Below are 19,014 nucleotides of genomic sequence, written 5' to 3' on the forward strand. Positions count from 1 at the left end.
GCCTTGCGCTATCCCTGTGGGAGCGGGTTTACCCGCGAAGAGTCCAGCGCGATGTGACGGCTTAGAACGCCGGAACCACAGCGCCTTTGTACTTCTCGTTGATGAACTGCTTCACCTCAGGCGAGTGCAGCGCAGCAGCCAGCTTTTTCATGGCGTCCGAGTCCTTGTTGTCCGGGCGGGCAACCAGGATGTTCACGTAAGGCGAGTCGCTGCCTTCGATGACCAGGGCGTCTTTTTCCGGGTTCAGCTTGGCTTCCAGCGCGTAGTTGGTGTTGATCAGGGCAGCATCGACCTGGGTCAGCACGCGCGGGATGGTGGCCGCTTCCAGCTCACGGAACTTCAGGCTTTTCGGGTTCTCGGCAACATCCTTCACGGTGGACAGGATGTTCTTGTTGTCCTTCAGCTTGATCACACCGGCCTTGTCCAGCAGCAGCAGCGCGCGGCCGCCGTTGGTGGCGTCGTTGGGGATGACCACGGTGGCGCCGGAGGACAGCTCGTCCAGCTTCTTGATCTTGGTCGAGTACACGCCCAGCGGCTCGATGTGCACGCCGGCAACGCTCACCAGGTTGGTACCCTTGGCCTTGTTGAACTCATCCAGGTACGGCTGGTGCTGGAAGAAGTTGGCGTCCAGGCGCTTTTCCGCCACCTGCACGTTCGGCTGGATGTAGTCGGTGAATTCCTTGACCTTCAGCTCCACGCCCTCTTTCGCCAGAACAGGTTTGACGAAGTTGAGGATCTCGGCGTGCGGAACCGGGGTAGCGGCAACGGTCAGGGACTCGGCGTGGGCCGAGAAGGCCGCGACAGCGGCGACAACAGCAAGCAGCTTCTTCATTGATCACTCCTTGTGAGGGCCGCGACGGCCCCCGAACGGGTCGGCCGGGCCGACCCCATTGGGGTTACTTACGGGAAAAATGCACGACCAGTTTGTCGCCCACGCTCTGCAGGACTTGAACCAGTACCAGCAACAGCACCACTGTGACTACCATCACGTCGGTCTGGAAACGCTGGTAGCCGAAGCGGATGGCCAGGTCGCCCAGGCCGCCGGCACCGACCACACCAGCCATGGCGGTGTACGAAACCAGGGTGATGGCGGTTACGGTAATGGCGGCGAAGATGCCCGGGCGAGCTTCCGGCAGCAGTGCGCTGGTGATGATCTGGCGGGTGGTGGCGCCCATCGACTGGGTGGCTTCGATGATGCCGCGGTCCACTTCACGCAGGGCGGTTTCCACCAGGCGCGCGAAGAACGGCGTGGCACCCACCACCAGCGGCGGAATGGCGCCGGCTACGCCCAGCGAAGTGCCGGTGATCAGCACTGTGATCGGGATCATAACGATCAGCAGGATGATGAACGGCAGCGAGCGCAGGATGTTGACGATCAGCGACAGCAGCGCATACACACCCTTCTGTTCGAACATCTGCTTTGGCCCGCAGAGGAACAGCAGCACGCCCAGCGGCAGGCCGAGCAGCACGGTGAAGAACAGCGAGCCGAACAGCATGATCATGGTGTCGACGCTGGCCAGCCAGATTTCGGCCCAGTCGACGTTGGCAAAGAAATTCAGGGCGTCCATCAACGCAGTACCTCCATATGTACGTCAGCTGCCTTGAAGCGGGCGAACGCCGCTTCCATGTCACCGCCGATCAGGGCGAGGGTGAGCTGGCCATAGGGGACATCCTTGATGCGGTCGATACGCCCGGCGAGGATGCTGTAGTCCACGCCGGTTTCGCGGGCCACGGTGCCCAGCAGCGGCGCATAGGTGGCGTCGCCCTGGAAGGTCAGGCGCACGATACGGCCCGGCACGTGGGCGAAGTCGTCACGCTGCTCGCCTTCGTCAACCTGCTCGTCTTCCTGGACGAAGCGCTTGGTGGTGGGGTGCTGCGGGTGCAGGAACACCTCGGCCACCGAGCCCTGCTCGACGATCTGGCCGGCGTCCATCACTGCCACGCGGTCGCAGACCCGGCGGATCACGTCCATTTCGTGCGTGATCAGCACAATGGTCAGCTTCAGCTCACGGTTGATTTCGGCCAGCAATTGCAGGACCGAGGCGGTGGTTTGCGGGTCGAGGGCGCTGGTGGCCTCGTCGCACAGCAGGATCTTCGGGTTGGTGGACAGGGCGCGGGCGATGCCGACGCGCTGCTTCTGGCCACCGGACAGCTGCGCCGGGTACTTTCTGGCGTGGTCGGAAAGGCCGACGCGGGCCAGCAGCTCGGTCACGCGCTTGTCGATTTCGCTGCGCGACAGCTCGCCGGCCAGGGTCAGTGGCAAGGCGACGTTGTCGGCGACAGTCTTGGAGGCCAGCAGGTTGAAGTGCTGGAAAATCATCCCGACCTGCTGACGGAAACCGCGCAGCTGGCTCGCGTTGAACGCGGTAACGTCTTCGCCGTCGACGATGATCTTGCCGCCGGAAGGCTCTTCCAGGCGGTTGATCAGGCGCAGCATGGTGCTCTTGCCGGCGCCGGAATGGCCGATCAGGCCGAACACCTGGCCATCTTCGATGGTCAGGCTGGTCGGATTCAGTGCGGGGATTTCCCTACCGGCGACGCGGTAGGTCTTGTGTACCTGTTGGAACTCGATCACGTAGCGAACCTTGTGGGGCGCATGGAATTTGGGTCAGCGGTTAGCTGGGGTCGCGCATTTTAGCCTTTTCCCATAGCTGTTCTTAGCATTTATTTCGTAATGCACCAATCCTTCGGGCATATCGCGACAACCGGTAATCCTGATTGAACGCTCGGCAAAGCCTCCCGGTCACTACTTGCACACAGCCCGAAACGGGTATGCCTTAAGACTGACGAGGAGAGCCGATCATGCCCAGCAAGAACACGGACGCGCCAAAGCACAGCGAGGCCGCTGGCACCCAGACCCCGGACCGGGCCAATACCAACGCCAAGTTGCAGAGCCTGGAGGCTGACCGAAGCGATGCCACAGGCAGTGCGTTGCGTACCAACCAGGGGGTGCGCATCGCTGACAATCAGAACACGCTCAAGGCGGGGGATAGAGGCCCCTCGTTGCTCGAAGATTTCATCATGCGCGAAAAGATCACGCACTTTGACCACGAGCGCATTCCTGAGCGCATCGTGCATGCGCGAGGAACAGGGGCGCATGGCTATTTCCAGAGCTATGGCAACCACGCCGAGCTGACCAAAGCCGGCTTCCTGCAGGACCCGGAGAAAGTCACGCCCGTCTTCGTGCGATTTTCCACGGTACAAGGCCCGCGCGGATCAGCCGACACCGTGCGTGACGTGAGGGGCTTTGCTGTGAAGTTCTACACCGACGAGGGCAACTTCGACCTGGTGGGCAACAACATGCCGGTGTTCTTCATCCAGGATGCGATCAAATTCCCGGATTTCGTCCACGCCGTAAAGCCGGAGCCGCACAACGAGATCCCGACCGGCGCTTCGGCCCATGACACCTTTTGGGATTTCGTCTCGCTGGTACCGGAGTCGGCTCATATGGTCATGTGGGCGATGTCGGACCGCGCTATCCCGCGCAGCTTGCGGATGATGGAAGGGTTCGGGGTGCATACGTTCCGCCTGATCAACGCCCAGGGCGTAGCCAGTTTCGTCAAATTCCACTGGAAACCGCGCCAGGGTGTGCACTCCTTGCTATGGGACGAAGCGCAGAAGCTGGCAGGCAAGGATGCTGATTTCCAGCGTCGCGACCTGTGGGAGGCTATCGAGACGGGTGATTACCCTGAATGGGAACTGGGTGTGCAGATCGTGCCGGAAGCCGACGAGCACAAATTCGATTTCGACCTGCTGGACCCGACCAAGATAATCCCGGAAGAACTGGTGCCGGTTACACCTGTGGGCAGGATGGTCCTGAATCGCAACCCGGACAACTTCTTTGCCGAAGTGGAGCAGGTGGCGTTCTGCCCGGCTCATATCGTGCCTGGCATCGACTTTACCAACGACCCTTTGTTGCAGGGACGCCTGTTCTCCTACACCGACACGCAGCTTAGCCGCCTCGGCGGGCCCAACTTCCACCAGATCCCGATCAACCGCCCCGTCGCTCCTAACCACAACAACCAGCGTGACGCCTTGCATCAGCATCTGGTGCACAAGGGGCGCGCATCCTACGAGCCCAATTCCATCGACGGTGGCTGGCCGAAGGAAACGCCACCAGCCGCGCAGGATGGCGGCTTCGAGAGCTACCAGGAGCGTATCGATGCGCACAAGATCCGCCAGCGCAGCGATTCGTTCAGCGACCATTTCTCGCAGGCGCGGTTGTTCTTCCAGAGCATGAGCCCGACCGAGCAGCAGCACATCATCAAGGCTTACAGCTTTGAGCTGGGCAAGGTGGAGCGGGAGACGATCCGTGCTCGGGAAGTGAATGAGATTCTCGCCAATATCGACCTGAAGCTGGCGGCTGCGGTTGCTGCCAACCTCGGTTTGCCTGCACCGAGCGCAGGCACTGTGCAAGTGAAGGGAAGCCAGCTTGCGCAGTCGCCTGCCCTGAGCCAGATGAACCACCCGGGCTCGGTTGGCATCAAGGGGCGCAAGATTGCCGTGCTGGTGGCAGATGGCGTAGACGCTGCCAGCGTGGACAAGCTGGTCAAGGCTCTGGAGGCGCACAGTGCCCGGCCGATGCTGCTTGGGCCGACCTCGGCACCGGTGATGGCCGCGGACGGCAAGCAGCTGTCGGTGGATGCTTCCATGGAAGGGATGCCCTCGATCATGTTTGACGGGATTGTCGTGCCAGCGGGCAAGGCCTCGACCGATGCGCTGGCAGGCAGTGGTTTAGCCAAGCACTTCCTGCTGGAGGGCTACAAACACCTGAAGGCGATGGTGTTGACCAAAGAGCTTTTGGGCTGCTTGGGGCTGAAAGAAGACAAGGGGTTGCTGCTGGGGGATGAGCAGAAGACCGTGGATGCCTTCGTCAAAGCGGTAGAGGGGCATCGGGTGTGGGAGCGGGAGGCGGTTGCGGAGGCTGTGCCTGCCTAAGGGGCTGCTTTGCACCCCATCGCGACACAAGGCCGCTCCTACAGGAGATCGCATTCCCTTGTAGGAGCGGCCTTGTGTCGCGAAAGGGGCGCGCAGCGCCCCCAGATTCTTAACGCTGATGCGGAACCAGAACCACCTGCGCCGGCAACGACCGCTGAATCTCGTGCTTCTGCTTCAGCTCGAACCCGCTGTCGATCTTGCGCACGCGTTTCTCCAGCAAGGTCTTCAGCCAAGGCGCATCTTCGGTACGCGGCACCTGGAACACCACGTCGCATTGATAGCTCACCACATCGGCGGCAATGTCATCCAGCTGGCGACGCATGGCGCGGCTGTCGGTGGTCTTCAAGGCCACCACGGTGCTCGGTGCAGCCGGGTCGATGATGCGCGCCTTGGGCTTGGCCTCGGCCGCTTTCAACGCCGCTTCAGCTTTCTCCAGCTCGGCCTTGCGCGCCTGGGTCACGGCGTCGCCACCAGTAACCGCCGGGGCCTGCGGCATCAGCGCGCGGGCACGGGCCAAGGCTGTGGCGGCAGCGTTCACATCACCCTTTTGCAGGAAGATCTGGCTGCGTTGCAGGTAGGCTTCGGCAAGCTGGCGCTGGTATTGCTCCAGGCGCGCGTCATCCGGTGCCTGGGCCTGCAGGGCTGCCAGCTGGTCTTCGGCGGTGGCCAGCTCGTTGCTGGCGATGTTCTGTTGCAATTGCTGCCAGGCATCTGCTTGGGCAGGTGCGGTGGCCTGTTCGACCGGCGCGTTTGAACACGCAGCCAGGAACAGGGAAAACGCGGCAACAAGCAGATAACGGGAGGCGAACGGCTTCATTCCTGCGACTCTCTATTTGCGCAAAAAGCGAGCAAGTCTACACCCAGGTGCGCACGCTCGAAAACAAGTCTTACAGACCCTTTACGTGCGGAAAGGTTGCAGGGCGCGCCTTCACACGCCCTGTTTTTCAGCGTTTTGGCAGGGCCAGGCTCAGCAAGAATAGCACCGCCGCGCAGACCACGATCGACGGGCCGGCAGGGGTGTCCTTGAACCAGGACAGAGCCAGGCCGCCGCATACCGCGGTCACGCCCAGCAGGCTGGCGCCCAAGGCCATCTGTTCGGGAGAACGGGCGTGACGTTGCGCCGCAGCGGCAGGAATGATCAGCAGCGAGGTGATCAGCAGCACCCCGACGATCTTCATGGCAACGGCAATCACCACCGCGATCAGCAGCATCAGCGCCATGCGCAGCCCGGCCACCGGCAAGCCCTCAACCATGGCCAGTTCCTCGTGCACGGTGACTGCAAGCAACGGCCGCCACAGTGCAGCGAGCAACAGCAGGACCAGCGCGCTGCCACCGAGGATCCAGGCAAGATCGGTGGTGCTGATGGCCAGTAGATCGCCGAACAGATAGGCCATCAGGTCGATGCGGACATCATGCATGAAGCTCAGCACCACCAGGCCCAGCGACAAGGTGCTGGGGGCGAGGATGCCAAGCAGTGTATCGGAGGCCAGCGGTTGGCGTTGCTGCAAGGTAACCAGCAAGATCGCCAGCAACAGGCAGCCCACGGTTACCGCCAGCGCCGGGCTGACGTCCAGGGCAAAACCCAGGGCCACGCCGAGCAGGGCGGCGTGGGACAGGGTGTCGCCAAAATAGGCCATGCGCCGCCACACCACGAAGGAGCCCAGTGGGCCGGCCACCAGCGCCAGGGACAAACCGGCAAGCAGGGCGTAGAGAAGAAAATCAGCCATGCTTGCAGTGCGCTCCGTGAACATGGGTGCCAGGGGCGACCACCGAGCCGTGCAGGTCGTGGCTGTGGTCGTGATGGTGGTGGTAGATGGCCAGGCTGGGGGCGGCGGTCTTGCCGAACAACTCGACGAATGCCGGGTCGCCGCTGACCTGCTCCGGGTGGCCCGAGCAGCACACGTGGCGGTTCAGGCATACCACCTGGTCTGTGGCGCTCATCACCAGGTGCAGGTCGTGGGACACCATAAGCACGCCGCAACCGTGGCGGTCGCGCAGGCGGGTAATGAGGTTGTACAGTTCTGTCTGGCCGACCACATCTACGCCCTGCACTGGCTCGTCGAGCACCAGCAGTTGGGGTTCGCGCAGCAGGGCGCGGGCCAGCAGCACGCGCTGCATCTCGCCACCGGAAATGGTCTGGATAGGGCTGTCGATGACCTGCTCGGCGCCCACTTCCTGCAACGCCGACAAGGCTGCCGCGCGGTCTACACCGGGCACCAGGCGCAAGAAGCGCAGTACCGACAGCGGCAGGGTTGCATCGACCTGGATCTTTTGCGGCATGTAGCCAATACGCAGCTTCGGCCTGCGCCAAACCTTGCCGCGGTGCGGCTTGAGCAGGCCGAGCACGGCGCGCACCAGGGTGGTCTTGCCCGCGCCGTTCGGGCCGATCAGGGTGACGATCTGGCCAGGTGCGACCGACAGGTCGATGCTGTCGAGCACCGCCTCGCCACCGAAGGTGACGCCGACCTGCTCCAGGCGGATCAGTGCATCGCTCATGCCGCGCTCCGGCAATTGCTGCAAAGGCCGACCACTTCCACCGTCTGGGTCTCGACCGCGAAGCCCACGCCCTTGGCGCTGCTGATGATGGCTTCGCTGATGCTGTCCTGTTCCAGTTCGATGGCCACATGGCAGGCCCGGCAGATCAGGAACTGGCCCTGGTGCAGGTGTTCGGGGTGGCTGCAGCCGATAAAGGCGTTGAGCGAGGCGATGCGGTGCACCAGGCCGTTTTCCAGCAGGAAGTCCAGCGCACGGTACACCGTGGGCGGCGCGGCTCGGCGGCCGTCCTGCTCACTGAGCACGGCGAGGATATCGTAGGCGCCCAGCGGCTTGTGGCTTTGCCAAACCAGTTCCAGCACTCGACGGCGCAGCGCGGTCAGGCGCAGGCCTTGGCGGGTGCACAAGGCGTCGGCTTCAGCCAGTGCGCTGTGTACGCAATGGGAATGATCGTGAGGACGGTTGGCCAGCGGCGTGATGGACATGGGCAGCGACGGTTCTGGATGGAGACGTTATTATGTTACCTGTTTCTGACGACTCGAGTATTCACCGTGTCCCGATTCCTAGTCCTTTTTGTCGCTTTCATCGCATTTTCCGCCCAGGCCGACGTGCGCGTGCTGACCAGTATCAAACCCCTGCAGCAGATTGCCGCTGCCGTGCAGGACGGTGTTGGCAGCCCTGAGGTATTGCTGCCTCCGGGGGCTTCGCCACACCACTACGCGCTGCGCCCGTCCGACGTACGGCGGGTAGGCGATGCCGACCTGCTTTACTGGATTGGCCCGGACATGGAAGGCTTCCTGCCGCGGGTACTGGGCAATCGCAGCAAGCCCACTGTGGCCGTGCAGGCGCTACCGGGCATGAAGCTCCGGCATTTTGGCGAGGACAGCCATTCCCATGAGGAAGAAGACCACGACGACCATGACCACGACCACCGCCCGGGCAGCCTGGATGCTCACCTGTGGCTATCGTCAGTCAACGCGCGTGTGATTGCAGCGAAAATGGCGGCTGACCTGGCGCAGATCGATCCGGCCAATACGGTGCGCTACCAGAGCAACCTCAAGGCCTTCGACGAACGCCTGGACGCATTGGATAAGCGGATCAAGGCGCGGGTGGCCGGGATTGCCGGCAAGCCGTACTTCGTGTTCCACGAAGCATTCGACTATTTCGAGGCCGAGTATGGTCTGAAGCACGCCGGGGTATTCAGCGTGGCATCCGAGGTGCAGCCGGGTGCGCAGCACGTGGCTGCCATGCGCAAGCGCCTGCAGGAAGTGGGCAAGACCTGTGTGTTCAGCGAACCGCCGCTGCGGCCGCGGTTGGCCGAGACCTTGACCGCCGGGCTGCCGGTGCGCCTGGCCGAGCTTGATGCCCTGGGCGGTACCGACCCGGTGGATGGCAAGGGCTATGAGCGCTTGCTGGAGAAGCTGGGTGGCGACCTGGTTGGGTGCCTGGAGCAGTTGTAAGCCTGTGCCGGCCTCTTCGCGGGTAAACCCGCTCCCACAGGGATAGCGCCAGCCTCACGCCTGTGTGGGAGCGGGTTTACCCGCGAAGAAGCAGACACGCTCTAGAGGGCGAACGGCAGGTGCAAGGCCACCTGCTGACGCTGCGCCAAACGCACTTCGAACTCGCTCGGGTCGTGGATCATCACATCCATCCCGGCAAACGATTCCGCTGCAATCAGGCGCGACAGCCAGAAGCGCACGCAGCCTACCCGCAACATCTCCGGCCACAGCTCGGCTTCGGCCGCGGTGAACGGCCGCAGCGCCGCATAGGCCGCCAGCAACGCCTGGGCGCGTGGCACATCGATCGCGCCGTGTTCATCCAGGCACCAGTCGTTCACGGTGATGGCAATGTCATACAGCATCGGCCCGGAACAAGCGTTGTAGAAGTCGATCACACCGGTCAGGTGGGTGCCTTCGAACATCACGTTGTCGCGGAACAGGTCGGCATGCAGGTTTGCCCGTGGCAGGGCCAGGATCTGTGCCTTGTGCGCGCTGATTTCATCCAGCGCCGGTTGCAGCAGCGCGGCTTGCTCGGCGGTAAGGCGCGGCAGCAGCTCGGCACCCGAAGCCAGCATCCAGTCCAGGCCGCGGTCGGTGCGGCGCTCGATGATGTGCTCGCGGGTAGCCAGGTGAATGTGCGCCAGCAGCTCGCCGACCTGGGCGCAGTGCTGGGCGTTCGGTGCCTTGATGTGCTTGCCCGACAGCCGTGGCTGCAGCAGCGCCGGTTTGCCGCACAGCTCGCGCAGGCCATTGCCGTCGCGGTCGCGTATTGCATAGGGCACCGGCATGTCGGCTGCGTGCAAAGTGTCCAGCAGCTCGATGAAGAACGGCATGTCCTCGCTGGGCCCGCGCTCGATCAGCGTCAGGACGAACTCCCCCTGTTCGAGGCTGACGAAGAAATTGCTGTTCTCGGTGCCGGCGGCGATGCCCTGGAAATCGAGCAGACGACCCAGCGCGTACGGCGCCAGAAAGGTTTCCAGCTCAGGCCGGGTCACGGGGGTGAAGACTGACATGATGAAAATTTGCCCATACGGGCACTTCCGCCGGGAAGTGCCGGGTTGATGTGAACGGTGCGCGTCAGATTACCACTCGAAGATCTTCCAGGACGGAATCAGCATGTCCGGCTGGTCGGAACGAATGAAATTGCCATCAGAGCCATCGGCGCGTACCAGGAAATAAGGCTTGCCGTTTTTCGGCGTGATCTTGATCGCATACAGGAACCCGTTCTGCCGGTACTCCTGGATGGTTTTGTCGCCTTCCGTGCGAATGGTCACCTCGGGATCGGCCGAGGGGGCGTCGTCCGCCGCCAGGGTGACGACAGGCATGGTGGCCAACAGACCGAGCAGTAACAGGCGATTGAGTGTACGCATGATAACCTTGTCCCTTTGTCGTCAATGATTCTGGCTATTCTAGCGCCGGACCCGTCGAAAAGGTTGATTCTGCTCATGAGCCAAGCGCCCCTCGTCCTGGTGGACGGTTCCTCCTACCTGTACCGCGCCTTCCACGCGCTGCCGCCGTTGACTACCTCCAAAGGCATGCCGACCGGCGCGGTGAAGGGGGTGCTGAACATGCTCAAGAGCCTGCGCAAGCAATACCCCGACAGCTTGTTCGCGGTGGTGTTCGACGCCAAGGGTGGCACCTTCCGCGATGCCATGTTCGCTGAATACAAGGCAAACCGCCCGAGCATGCCTGACGACCTGCGGGTACAGATCGAGCCGCTGCACGCCAGCGTCAAGGCGCTGGGCTACCCGTTGCTGTGCGTCGAGGGGGTCGAGGCCGACGACGTGATCGGCACCCTGGCGCGCAGCAGCGCCGCGTTGGACCGCCCGGTGATCATCTCGACCGGTGACAAGGACATGGCGCAGCTGGTGGACGGGCACATTACCTTGGTCAACACCATGACCGGAAGCGTGCTGGACGTGGCTGGCGTGCACGAGAAATTTGGCGTCGGCCCGGAACATATCATCGACTTCCTGGCGCTGATGGGCGACAAGGTCGACAACATCCCCGGTGTGCCGGGCGTGGGCGAAAAAACCGCGGTGGGCCTGCTGACCGGTATCGGCGGCGGTCTCAGCGACCTGTATGCCAATCTGGACAAGGTCCCGACGCTGGCCATTCGCGGTGCCAAGACCCTGCCGGCCAAGCTGGAAGAGCACCGCGACGCGGCGTTCCTGTCCTATGAGCTGGCTACCATCAAGGTCGATGTGCCGCTTGATATCGAAGTAGATGCCCTGGTGTGCGGCGAACCTGATCGCGATGCGTTGCTGGCGCTGTACACCGAGATGGAATTCAAGAGCTGGATCGCCGAGGTGCAGCGTGACGCTGGCAAGGCCGGTGACGAAATCGCGCCGGTCGCGGAGCAGGTGGCCAAGGTCGAGCCCAGGTACGAAACCATTCTCGACCAGGCCCGTTTCGACTTCTGGCTGGAGAAGCTGCGCCAGGCGCCATTGTTCGCTTTCGACACCGAGACCACCGGCCTGGACGCTCAGCAGGCCCAGCTGGTCGGCCTGTCGTTCGCCGTTGAACCGCACGAAGCGGCCTATGTGCCGCTGGCCCACGACTATGAAGGCGCGCCGGCCCAGTTGGACCGCACTGCCGTGCTGCTGGCGCTGAAGCCACTGCTGGAAGACCCGGCCAAGGCCAAGGTCGGGCAGAACGCCAAGTACGATATCAACATCCTTGCCAATGGCTCGCCCGCCATCGAAATGCGCGGCGTTGCCTACGACACCATGCTCGAGTCGTACGTGCTGAACTCCACCGCCACCCGTCACGACATGGACAGCCTGGCGCAGAAGTACCTCGACCATACCACCATTGCCTTCGAGGATATCGCCGGCAAGGGCGCCAAGCAGCTGACCTTCAACCAGATCCACCTGGACAAGGCCGGCCCCTACGCTGCCGAAGATGCCGACATCACCCTGCGCCTGCACCAGGCGCTGCAGGCGCGCCTGGCACAGACGCCAAGCGTGCAGCCGGTGTTGATGGACATCGAGATGCCGCTGGTGCCGGTGCTGGCCAAGATCGAGCGCCAGGGGGCGCTGGTCGATGCCGCGTTGCTGCAGGTGCAGAGCGGTGAGCTGGGGTTAAAGATGGCCGAGCTCGAGCAGCGCGCCTATGAGCTGGCCGGTGAGGAGTTCAACCTCGGCTCGCCCAAGCAACTGGGCGCGATCCTCTACGACAAGCTGGGCATGCCGGTGCTGAGCAAGACCACCAAGGGCCAGCCATCCACGGCAGAGGCGGTGCTCGACGAACTGGCCGAGCAAGGCTACCCGCTGCCGGAGGTACTGATGCAGTACCGCAGCCTGAGCAAGCTCAAGAGCACCTACACCGACAAGCTGCCGGGGCAGATCAACCCGCGCACCGGGCGTATCCACACCTCATACCAGCAGGCGGTGGCGGCCACCGGTCGACTGTCGTCCAGCGACCCGAACCTGCAGAACATCCCGATCCGTACTGCCGAAGGCCGGCGCATCCGCCAGGCTTTCGTTGCCAGCCCGGGTTACAAGCTGCTGGCGGCGGACTACTCGCAGATCGAGTTGCGCATCATGGCCCACCTGGCCAAGGACGAAGGCTTGCTGCATGCCTTCCGCAACAACCTGGACGTGCACCGCGCCACGGCGGCGGAAGTATTCGGCGTAGCCTTGGAAGACGTCACCACCGATCAGCGCCGCAGTGCCAAGGCCATCAACTTCGGCCTGATCTACGGTATGAGCGCCTTTGGCCTGGCCAAGCAGATCGGCGTCGACCGCAAGCAGTCGCAGGATTACATCGACCGCTACTTCGCCCGCTACCCGGGCGTGCTGGCCTACATGGAGCGCACCCGCGCCCAGGCGGCGGAGCAAGGCTTTGTCGAAACCCTGTTCGGCCGCCGCCTGTACCTGCCGGATATCAATGCCAAGAACCCGGCCCTGCGCAAAGGCGCCGAGCGCACGGCGATCAACGCCCCGATGCAGGGCACTGCGGCCGACATCATCAAGCGGGCCATGGTCAATGTGGATAACTGGCTGAGCGAGAGCGGGCTGGATGCCCGGGTGATCCTGCAGGTGCACGACGAACTGGTGCTGGAAGTGCGCGAGGACCTGGTGGAGCTGGTGAAAGATGAAATTCGCCAGCACATGAGCAAGGCCGCGCAACTGGATGTGCCGCTGCTGGTCGAGGCAGGAATTGGTGCGAATTGGGACGAAGCTCACTGATCGGGTGGGGAAAGCTGTGTAGGATCCGTGTTGTAGCGATGCGGATCCGGCACTGCTCAGTGCCAGCGGTGCTGAAGTTTCATGAAACTATCGCAAATAGTTTTCAGGGCTTTGGAACTAAACCGGTGAAACGGAACTCAGAGTAACTGAATGGCTGGTGAAGCCTTTCGATGCTCCTATGTTGTGTTAAGTGTTGGCAGATATCTGGACCCCGCCCTAGCGGTCCGGACTTGGACCCCGAACTTCCCCCTCCCCATACGAAGTCCGGGGTTTTTTTTGCCCGGAATTTGACCTGATGGCACAGCTACCCCTGTAGGAGCAGCCTTGTACTGCGAAAGGGCCGGTACAGCCAACAGACCTATACAGCCTGTCTTGGCCTCTTCGCAGCACAAGGCTGCTCCTACAACGAGCGGTGCAGGCCTCAGGCTACTGGCTTGTCTTCCAGCTCCATCCAGTCCGCCAGCACTCGGTAGGCCTCTTCCACGCCCAGGCGCTTGGGCGCCGAGAACAGCTGGATGGTCACGCCTTCGCCCCAACCCTTGCGGATTTCCGACTGCACCTTGAGCAGGGTGTTCTTGCCCGCGCCGTGGGTCAGCTTGTCGGCCTTGGTCAGCAGGATGTGCATCGGCATGCTGCTGGCCTTGGCCCAGTCGAGCATCATCTTGTCGAAGTCGGTCATCGGGTGGCGCACGTCCATCATCAGGATCACGCCACGCAGGCACTCCCGGCTGCCCAGGTAGGCTTCCAGGTGTTTCTGCCAGTGCTGCTTGAGCGGAATCGGGACTTTTGCATAACCGTAGCCTGGCAGGTCGACCAAACGCCGTTCATCGTCCAGACTGAAGAAATTCAACAGCTGGGTGCGCCCGGGGGTTTTCGAGGTGCGTGCCAGGCTGGCATGGGTCAGGGTGTTGAGGGCGCTGGATTTGCCGGCGTTGGAGCGGCCGGCGAAAGCCACCTCGTAACCCTGGTCTTCCGGGCATTGTTCGACCTTGGCAGCGCTGAGGGCGAATTTGGCTTTCTGGCAGAGGCCGAGGATGGGGTTCTTGACTTGCATGGGATATCCGATGTGGGTGTTGCCTGACTCTATAGGCCCGAGCCTGGCAAGCGGTGTCGTTTCCGTTTGGATGGCGGAAGTATATAATGCCCCAGTTTTTGTGTGCTCATTCTCCCGGCGAAGGAGAACGGGCATGGGGTGTCGAACAATAGCTCGCGCAACAGAACGCAGCGCGGCCCCCAACCCTGAAGGTCGTTCCGCATGGCGAAATGGCTGCTTGCTGTCGGTATGTTCCTGCCGTTTTTCAGCGCACAGGCTACACAGGATCCCGAGGTGTTGTACAACCGCACGTGTGCGGCCTGTCACACCGGGCAGTTGCCACAGGCACCCAGGCAGGGTGACCGGGCAGCATGGGAGCCAAGGCTGGCGCAAGGCATGGATGTACTGGTGAAGCACGTGACCCAGGGTTTCAAGGCTATGCCGCCGCGTGGATTGTGCATGGACTGCAGTGCCGAGGACTACCGTTTGGTCATCCTTTGGATGAGTGGCAGTCCCGATACATAACATTTCACCCTTAGCCGTGTTGGATTAGCTGATGAACAAACTAGTCGTGAGTCTGCTGTTGACCCTGGGTGTCGCAGGTGCGGCCACTGCTGCGCAACCCGTCAAAGGCGATGCCGCCGCCGGCCAGGCCAAGACGGCCGTCTGTGGCGCCTGCCACAACCCCGACGGCAACAGCCTGGCACCGAACTTCCCGAAACTGGCCGGCCAAGGCCAGCGCTACCTTGAAAAACAATTGCACGATATCAAGTCGGGCAAGCGTACCGTGCTGGAGATGACCGGCATGCTGGCCGCGTTCAGCGACCAGGACCTGGCCGATATCGCCGCCTACTTCTCCAGCCAGAAAGGCAGCGTGGGCGCCGCCGATCCCAAGTTGGTCGAACGTGGCCGGGCGCTGTTCAACGGTGGAGACCTGGAAAAGGGCATGCCAGCCTGCACCGGCTGCCACTCGCCGAACGGCGCGGGTATCGCCTTGGCCGGCTTCCCGCACCTGGGCGGGCAGCACGCGCAGTACGTGACCAAGCAGCTCACCGACTTCCGCGAAGGCAACCGCACCAACGATGGCGATGCCATGACCATGCGCACCATCGCCGGCAAGCTGAGCAACCACGACATAGAGGCGCTGGCCAGTTACATCCAGGGCCTGCACTGAGGCCATTACAGGCGGCGCATTAACTTTCAGTTAATGTTGTAGGCCAATGATGAAAGGGCGGCCGGACCGCCCTTTTTTCCGTCCGCAGCCGTTACACTACAGAACTCGGCCCGTTCCCGGCCTGTCTCAGTGCAGGTCGCGTCGTGGCGACCAATGACTGCCCAGGAGTAAAGCATGCGTAAACTGATTCTCAGCGCCGCGCTGGTCGCTGCCAGCGTATTCGGTATGACTGCCGTCCAGGCCGCCGAGCCTGTCGCTGGCAAGGAATACCTCGAGCTGAGCAACCCTGTTCCGGTTTCCGTACCTGGCAAGATCGAAGTGGTCGAGCTGTTCTGGTACGGCTGCCCCCACTGCTATCACTTCGAGCCGACCATCAACCCGTGGGTCGATAAACTGCCCAAGGACGTCAACTTCAAGCGCGTACCAGCCATGTTCGGTGGCGCGTGGGACGCCCATGGCCAGATGTTCCTGACCCTCGAAGCCATGGGCGTCGAGCAGAAGGTACACGCCGCGGTGTTCGATGCCATCCAGAACCAGCGCAAGCGCCTGACCGACCCGCAGGACATGGCCGACTTCCTTGCCACCCAGGGCGTGGACAAGGACAAGTTCCTCGCCACCTTCAATTCGTTCGCCATCAAGGGCCAGGTCAACCAGGCCAAGGAACTGGCGAAGAAGTACGAGATCACCGGCGTACCGAGCATGGTGGTCAACGGCAAGTACCGCTTCGACCTGGGTACCGCCGGCGGGCCGGAAGGCGTACTGAACGTTGCCGACCAGCTGATCGCCAAGGAGCGCGCCGCTAAGTAAGCGGCGTAACCCATGCGCCGCTTCAGAACCGCGCGTGGCATTGGCCTGCACCAGCCGCAGGTCAACGAGCATCACTTGCATGCCCCTGGCCTGCCCGAGGATGGTCGTCTGCGGCTGCTCAGTTTCAACATCCAGGTGGGCATCAGCACCGAGCGCTATCGGCATTACGTGACTCGCAGCTGGCAGCACCTGCTGCCGCACAACGGGCGTGCCGGCAACCTGCAGAAGATTGGCCAACTGCTGGGCGACTTCGACCTGGTAGCCTTGCAGGAGGCCGATGGCGGCAGCCTGCGCTCGGGCTATGTCAACCAGGTCGAGCACCTTGCCCACCTGGGCGCCTTCCCCTACTGGTACCAGCAACTCAACCGCAACCTTGGGCGTTTTGCCCAGCACAGCAATGGCGTGCTCAGCCGCTTGAAGCCACAACTGCTCGAGGATCACCCATTGCCCGGCCCGGCTGGGCGGGGTGCGATCCTGGTGCGCTTTGGCGAGGGTGAAGATGCGCTGATCGTGGTGATGATGCACCTGGCCCTCGGCGCCAAGACCCGCGCTCTGCAGCTGGGCTACATCCGCGAGCTGATTGGCGGCTATCGCCACCAGGTGCTGATGGGCGACATGAATACCCATGCAACCGACCTGCTGGAGCACTCACCGTTGCGCGACCTGGGCCTGATAGCCCCGCAAGTCGAGGCCACTTTCCCCAGCTGGCGTCCACAGCGTTGCCTGGACCATATCCTGCTCAGCCCAAGCCTCACGCTGGAGCGTGTCGAGGTGCTGGCGCAGCCAATTTCCGACCACCTTCCCGTTGCTGTAGAGATTCGATTGCCTGATGCATTGACTGTGGATACGCTGCCGGTCCTGAGCTAATTGCCATCACCGTTTGCGGACCCGGGCATGACTGAAGACGCTGAGCGCTGGAAAGAAAAATACCTGAAAAGCATCGAGCAGCAGGAAAAGCTCGAGCGCCGTTGGGACGCCCGTCTCGACCTGCTGCGTCGTGGCTTGGTACGCAGCACCCTGGCTGCCGAAGGCAGCGACAAGGTGGTGGACCAGTGCATGAAGGAAATGCGCGAGGTCATCCGCAGCGACAACATGGACGCCGGCCTTGCCGGGTTGATTCCTCGTCTTGAGAAGGCGGTACTGGACTCCGAACAGCGTCGGGAAGCCCGCATGAACCAGGTCAGCGATGCGCTGACAGCGCTGGTCGACCAGCTGCAAGGCCTGCCATTGCCGAACGATGTGTCGCGTCCGTTGAAAAAGCTGGCGAAGAAGCTCGATGGCGGAGTGGCCCAGTCACGCGACCTGCCACCGTTGCTGGGCGAGTTGAGCGGCTTGCAGGGCCGCGCGCTGTCAGCCTTGGGCAAATCGGCGGCGGAGGCCCGCCCCGGCTTCTTGCAGCGCTTGTTCGGCAGCCGCGAGGATGGCGTGCAAGGCGAGCCAGCGCTTGTGCCTCTGGCGCTGCCGGTTGCCGAGGCGCAGCCTTTGGCGGCACCTGCCGATGCCCCGCAGCCCGACGACATGGACGCGCTACAGCCCCTGCCAGCCTCCTCAGCTTCTGTTGTCGAAGCACTCGTAATATCGGAGCCCGAGCTGGAGGCACCAGGCCCGGCGCTTATCGAAACGGCCGAACTGTCACCAGCCCCGCTGCCGGACGATGTACCGGCACCGGTAGCTATCGCCAGCGAGCCGCCGGTTGAAGCAGGACCGGCGCAAACACTCGAAGAAACCTTTGGCGAAGATGGCCCCTACGCCCTGCCCTACGCGGTGGAGCCGCCCTACAGCCAGGTTGCCGAGCACATCGAGCACACTCTGATCGGCTTGCTCGATGACCTCAGCCTGCCGGAGCGACACAAGGCCCAGGCGCTAGAGATGCGTGAACGCGTCGCCCGGGGCTTGAACTGGTATGAGCTGATACCGGTGCTGGATGACCTGGCTGTGCTCATGCTGGCGATCACCGACAGCGGCCAGCACGAATTCGAAACCTACCTGCAGCAGCTCAACGAACGCCTGGAAGGTTTCCAGAGCCACCTGCACGAGGCTAGCGCCGGCCATGCCGACAACAGCTCGGCCGCTCGCGAGCTGGATACCCAGCTGCGTGAGCACGTCGATGGGTTGCAGAGCAGTGTGCAAGGTGCCGCCGACGTCGACAGCCTCAAGCACATTCTGGAAAACCGCCTGGAAGGTCTGTTGGTGACCATGGATGAGCACAAGCATGAGCGTGATCGCCGCGAACAGGAGCTGGCTGGACGCCTGCAAGGGCTGTCGGAGCGGGTGGCGAACATGGAGCAAGAGGCGCTCGGCTACCGTGAGCACTTGGAAGAGCAGCGCCAGAAGGCCTTGCTCGATCCCCTCACCGGCCTGCCCAACCGTGCGGCCTGGAGCGAGCGGGTCGAGCGCGAAATGCTCGAATGGCAGGCACACGGCGGCCATCTGGCGATGGCGATCCTCGACCTGGACCATTTCAAGCGTATCAACGACAGCTATGGGCACCTGGCTGGGGACAAGGTCTTGAAGATCGTCGCCGACCAGTTGCGCAAGCGCCTGCGCAGCCATGACTTCATCGCCCGGTTTGGCGGCGAGGAGTTTGTCCTGCTGCTGCCGCAGACCTCGCCGGCTGCCGCTGCCCAGATAGCCGAGGTGCTGAGGGCCACGGTCGAGGCGTGCCCGTTCCACTTCAAGGGCGAACGGGTGGTGATCACCACGTCCATCGGCCTGGGTGCATTCCGTCCCGGCGAGCGCGGCGATCAGGTGCTCAAGCGCGCCGATGCGGCGCTTTACCGGGCCAAGGAATCGGGACGCAACCGTGTCGAGCTGGCATAGCCGGTAGCTGCTGACTCGCGGCACGCACGGCCCTTGGGGAGCACGTTATACTGTAGC

Annotated in this window: 17 protein-coding genes and 1 pseudogene; 8 read left to right on the plus strand and 10 right to left on the minus strand. The window is 62.8% G+C overall.

Translation table 11 applies throughout. The features are described 5' to 3' along the window. Window positions 1-61: 61 nt before the first annotated feature. The 3 genes from RR51_RS01355 to RR51_RS01365 form a co-directional block, all read right to left on the minus strand. The gene (locus tag RR51_RS01355; protein ID WP_013970306.1) at window positions 62-832 is read right to left on the minus strand and encodes a MetQ/NlpA family ABC transporter substrate-binding protein; all 771 of its coding nucleotides are present in this window, start codon (window positions 830-832) and stop codon (window positions 62-64) included. 64 nt (window positions 833-896) lie between these two features. Further along, a complete protein-coding gene (locus tag RR51_RS01360; RefSeq protein WP_013970307.1) occupies window positions 897-1,568 on the minus strand; it encodes a methionine ABC transporter permease in 672 nt (223 codons plus the stop codon). Further along, complete coding sequence (locus RR51_RS01365; protein WP_003256960.1) at window positions 1,568-2,575, minus strand: methionine ABC transporter ATP-binding protein; 1,008 nt, start codon at window positions 2,573-2,575, stop codon at window positions 1,568-1,570. The genes RR51_RS01360 and RR51_RS01365 overlap by 1 nt, the downstream gene beginning before the upstream one ends. A 227-nt stretch (window positions 2,576-2,802) precedes the next feature. Between RR51_RS01365 and katE the strand changes: the two genes are divergently transcribed. Next, window positions 2,803-4,938 carry a catalase HPII gene (gene katE, locus RR51_RS01370; protein WP_039612412.1) on the plus strand — a complete coding sequence of 712 codons (2,136 nt, stop codon included), beginning with the start codon at window positions 2,803-2,805 and terminating at the stop codon, window positions 4,936-4,938. A 109-nt stretch (window positions 4,939-5,047) separates the two neighbouring features. Here katE and RR51_RS01375 read toward each other — a convergent pair whose 3' ends face one another. The 4 genes from RR51_RS01375 to zur all read right to left on the minus strand — a co-directional run bounded on the left by RR51_RS01375 (window position 5,048) and on the right by zur (window position 7,916). Beyond that, window positions 5,048-5,755: a PA5502 family lipoprotein gene (locus RR51_RS01375; protein WP_015268471.1), complete on the minus strand. Its 708-nt coding sequence runs from the start codon at window positions 5,753-5,755 to the stop codon at window positions 5,048-5,050. A 127-nt stretch (window positions 5,756-5,882) separates the two neighbouring features. Then, complete coding sequence (gene znuB, locus RR51_RS01380) at window positions 5,883-6,665, minus strand: zinc ABC transporter permease subunit ZnuB (RefSeq protein ID WP_003256958.1); 783 nt, start codon at window positions 6,663-6,665, stop codon at window positions 5,883-5,885. Next, on the minus strand, window positions 6,658-7,434 hold the full coding sequence (gene znuC, locus RR51_RS01385) for a zinc ABC transporter ATP-binding protein ZnuC (protein WP_039612413.1): 777 nt from the start codon (window positions 7,432-7,434) through the stop codon (window positions 6,658-6,660). Before znuC ends, znuB begins: the two co-directional genes overlap by 8 nt. Continuing rightward, window positions 7,431-7,916, minus strand: coding sequence for a zinc uptake transcriptional repressor Zur (gene zur / locus RR51_RS01390; protein ID WP_013970312.1), 486 nt, complete (start codon window positions 7,914-7,916; stop codon window positions 7,431-7,433). Before zur ends, znuC begins: the two co-directional genes overlap by 4 nt. Before the next feature lie 18 nt (window positions 7,917-7,934). Here zur and RR51_RS01395 point away from each other — a divergent pair, with 18 nt between their 5' ends. Further along, window positions 7,935-8,891 (plus strand): zinc ABC transporter substrate-binding protein, encoded by a 957-nt coding sequence (locus RR51_RS01395; RefSeq protein ID WP_052261020.1) that lies wholly within the window; start codon window positions 7,935-7,937, stop codon window positions 8,889-8,891. 101 nt (window positions 8,892-8,992) lie between these two features. Here RR51_RS01395 and RR51_RS01400 read toward each other — a convergent pair whose 3' ends face one another. Further along, window positions 8,993-9,943 (minus strand): homoserine kinase, encoded by a 951-nt coding sequence (locus tag RR51_RS01400; RefSeq protein WP_024087954.1) that lies wholly within the window; start codon window positions 9,941-9,943, stop codon window positions 8,993-8,995. A 69-nt stretch (window positions 9,944-10,012) separates the two neighbouring features. Continuing rightward, window positions 10,013-10,300: a DUF2782 domain-containing protein gene (locus RR51_RS01405; protein ID WP_013970316.1), complete on the minus strand. Its 288-nt coding sequence runs from the start codon at window positions 10,298-10,300 to the stop codon at window positions 10,013-10,015. 75 nt (window positions 10,301-10,375) lie between these two features. On the opposite strand from RR51_RS01405, the gene polA reads away from it, so the two are divergent. Next, window positions 10,376-13,123: a DNA polymerase I gene (gene polA, locus RR51_RS01410; protein ID WP_039612415.1), complete on the plus strand. Its 2,748-nt coding sequence runs from the start codon at window positions 10,376-10,378 to the stop codon at window positions 13,121-13,123. A 421-nt stretch (window positions 13,124-13,544) separates the two neighbouring features. Here the strand turns inward: polA and yihA are convergent, their stop codons facing one another. Then, complete coding sequence (gene yihA, locus RR51_RS01415; RefSeq protein WP_039612416.1) at window positions 13,545-14,177, minus strand: ribosome biogenesis GTP-binding protein YihA/YsxC; 633 nt, start codon at window positions 14,175-14,177, stop codon at window positions 13,545-13,547. Window positions 14,178-14,378: 201 nt separating this feature from the next. Here yihA and RR51_RS01420 point away from each other — a divergent pair, with 201 nt between their 5' ends. The 5 genes and pseudogenes from RR51_RS01420 (at window position 14,379) to RR51_RS01440 (ending at window position 18,957) form a co-directional block, all read left to right on the plus strand. Beyond that, a complete protein-coding gene (locus RR51_RS01420) occupies window positions 14,379-14,681 on the plus strand; it encodes a c-type cytochrome (RefSeq protein WP_015268479.1) in 303 nt (100 codons plus the stop codon). Window positions 14,682-14,712: 31 nt separating this feature from the next. Then, window positions 14,713-15,330, plus strand: coding sequence for a c-type cytochrome (locus RR51_RS01425; RefSeq protein WP_003256951.1), 618 nt, complete (start codon window positions 14,713-14,715; stop codon window positions 15,328-15,330). A 174-nt stretch (window positions 15,331-15,504) separates the two neighbouring features. Next, a complete protein-coding gene (gene dsbA / locus RR51_RS01430; RefSeq protein ID WP_003256950.1) occupies window positions 15,505-16,137 on the plus strand; it encodes a thiol:disulfide interchange protein DsbA in 633 nt (210 codons plus the stop codon). A gap of 34 nt (window positions 16,138-16,171) precedes the next feature. Next, window positions 16,172-17,004, plus strand: a pseudogene (locus RR51_RS01435) (endonuclease/exonuclease/phosphatase family protein). A gap of 27 nt (window positions 17,005-17,031) precedes the next feature. Further along, complete coding sequence (locus RR51_RS01440; protein WP_039612417.1) at window positions 17,032-18,957, plus strand: GGDEF domain-containing protein; 1,926 nt, start codon at window positions 17,032-17,034, stop codon at window positions 18,955-18,957. The last annotated feature ends 57 nt before the right edge of the window (window positions 18,958-19,014 follow it).

The organism is Pseudomonas sp. C5pp, from assembly GCF_000814065.1.
Lineage (GTDB): Bacteria > Pseudomonadota > Gammaproteobacteria > Pseudomonadales > Pseudomonadaceae > Aquipseudomonas > Aquipseudomonas asiatica.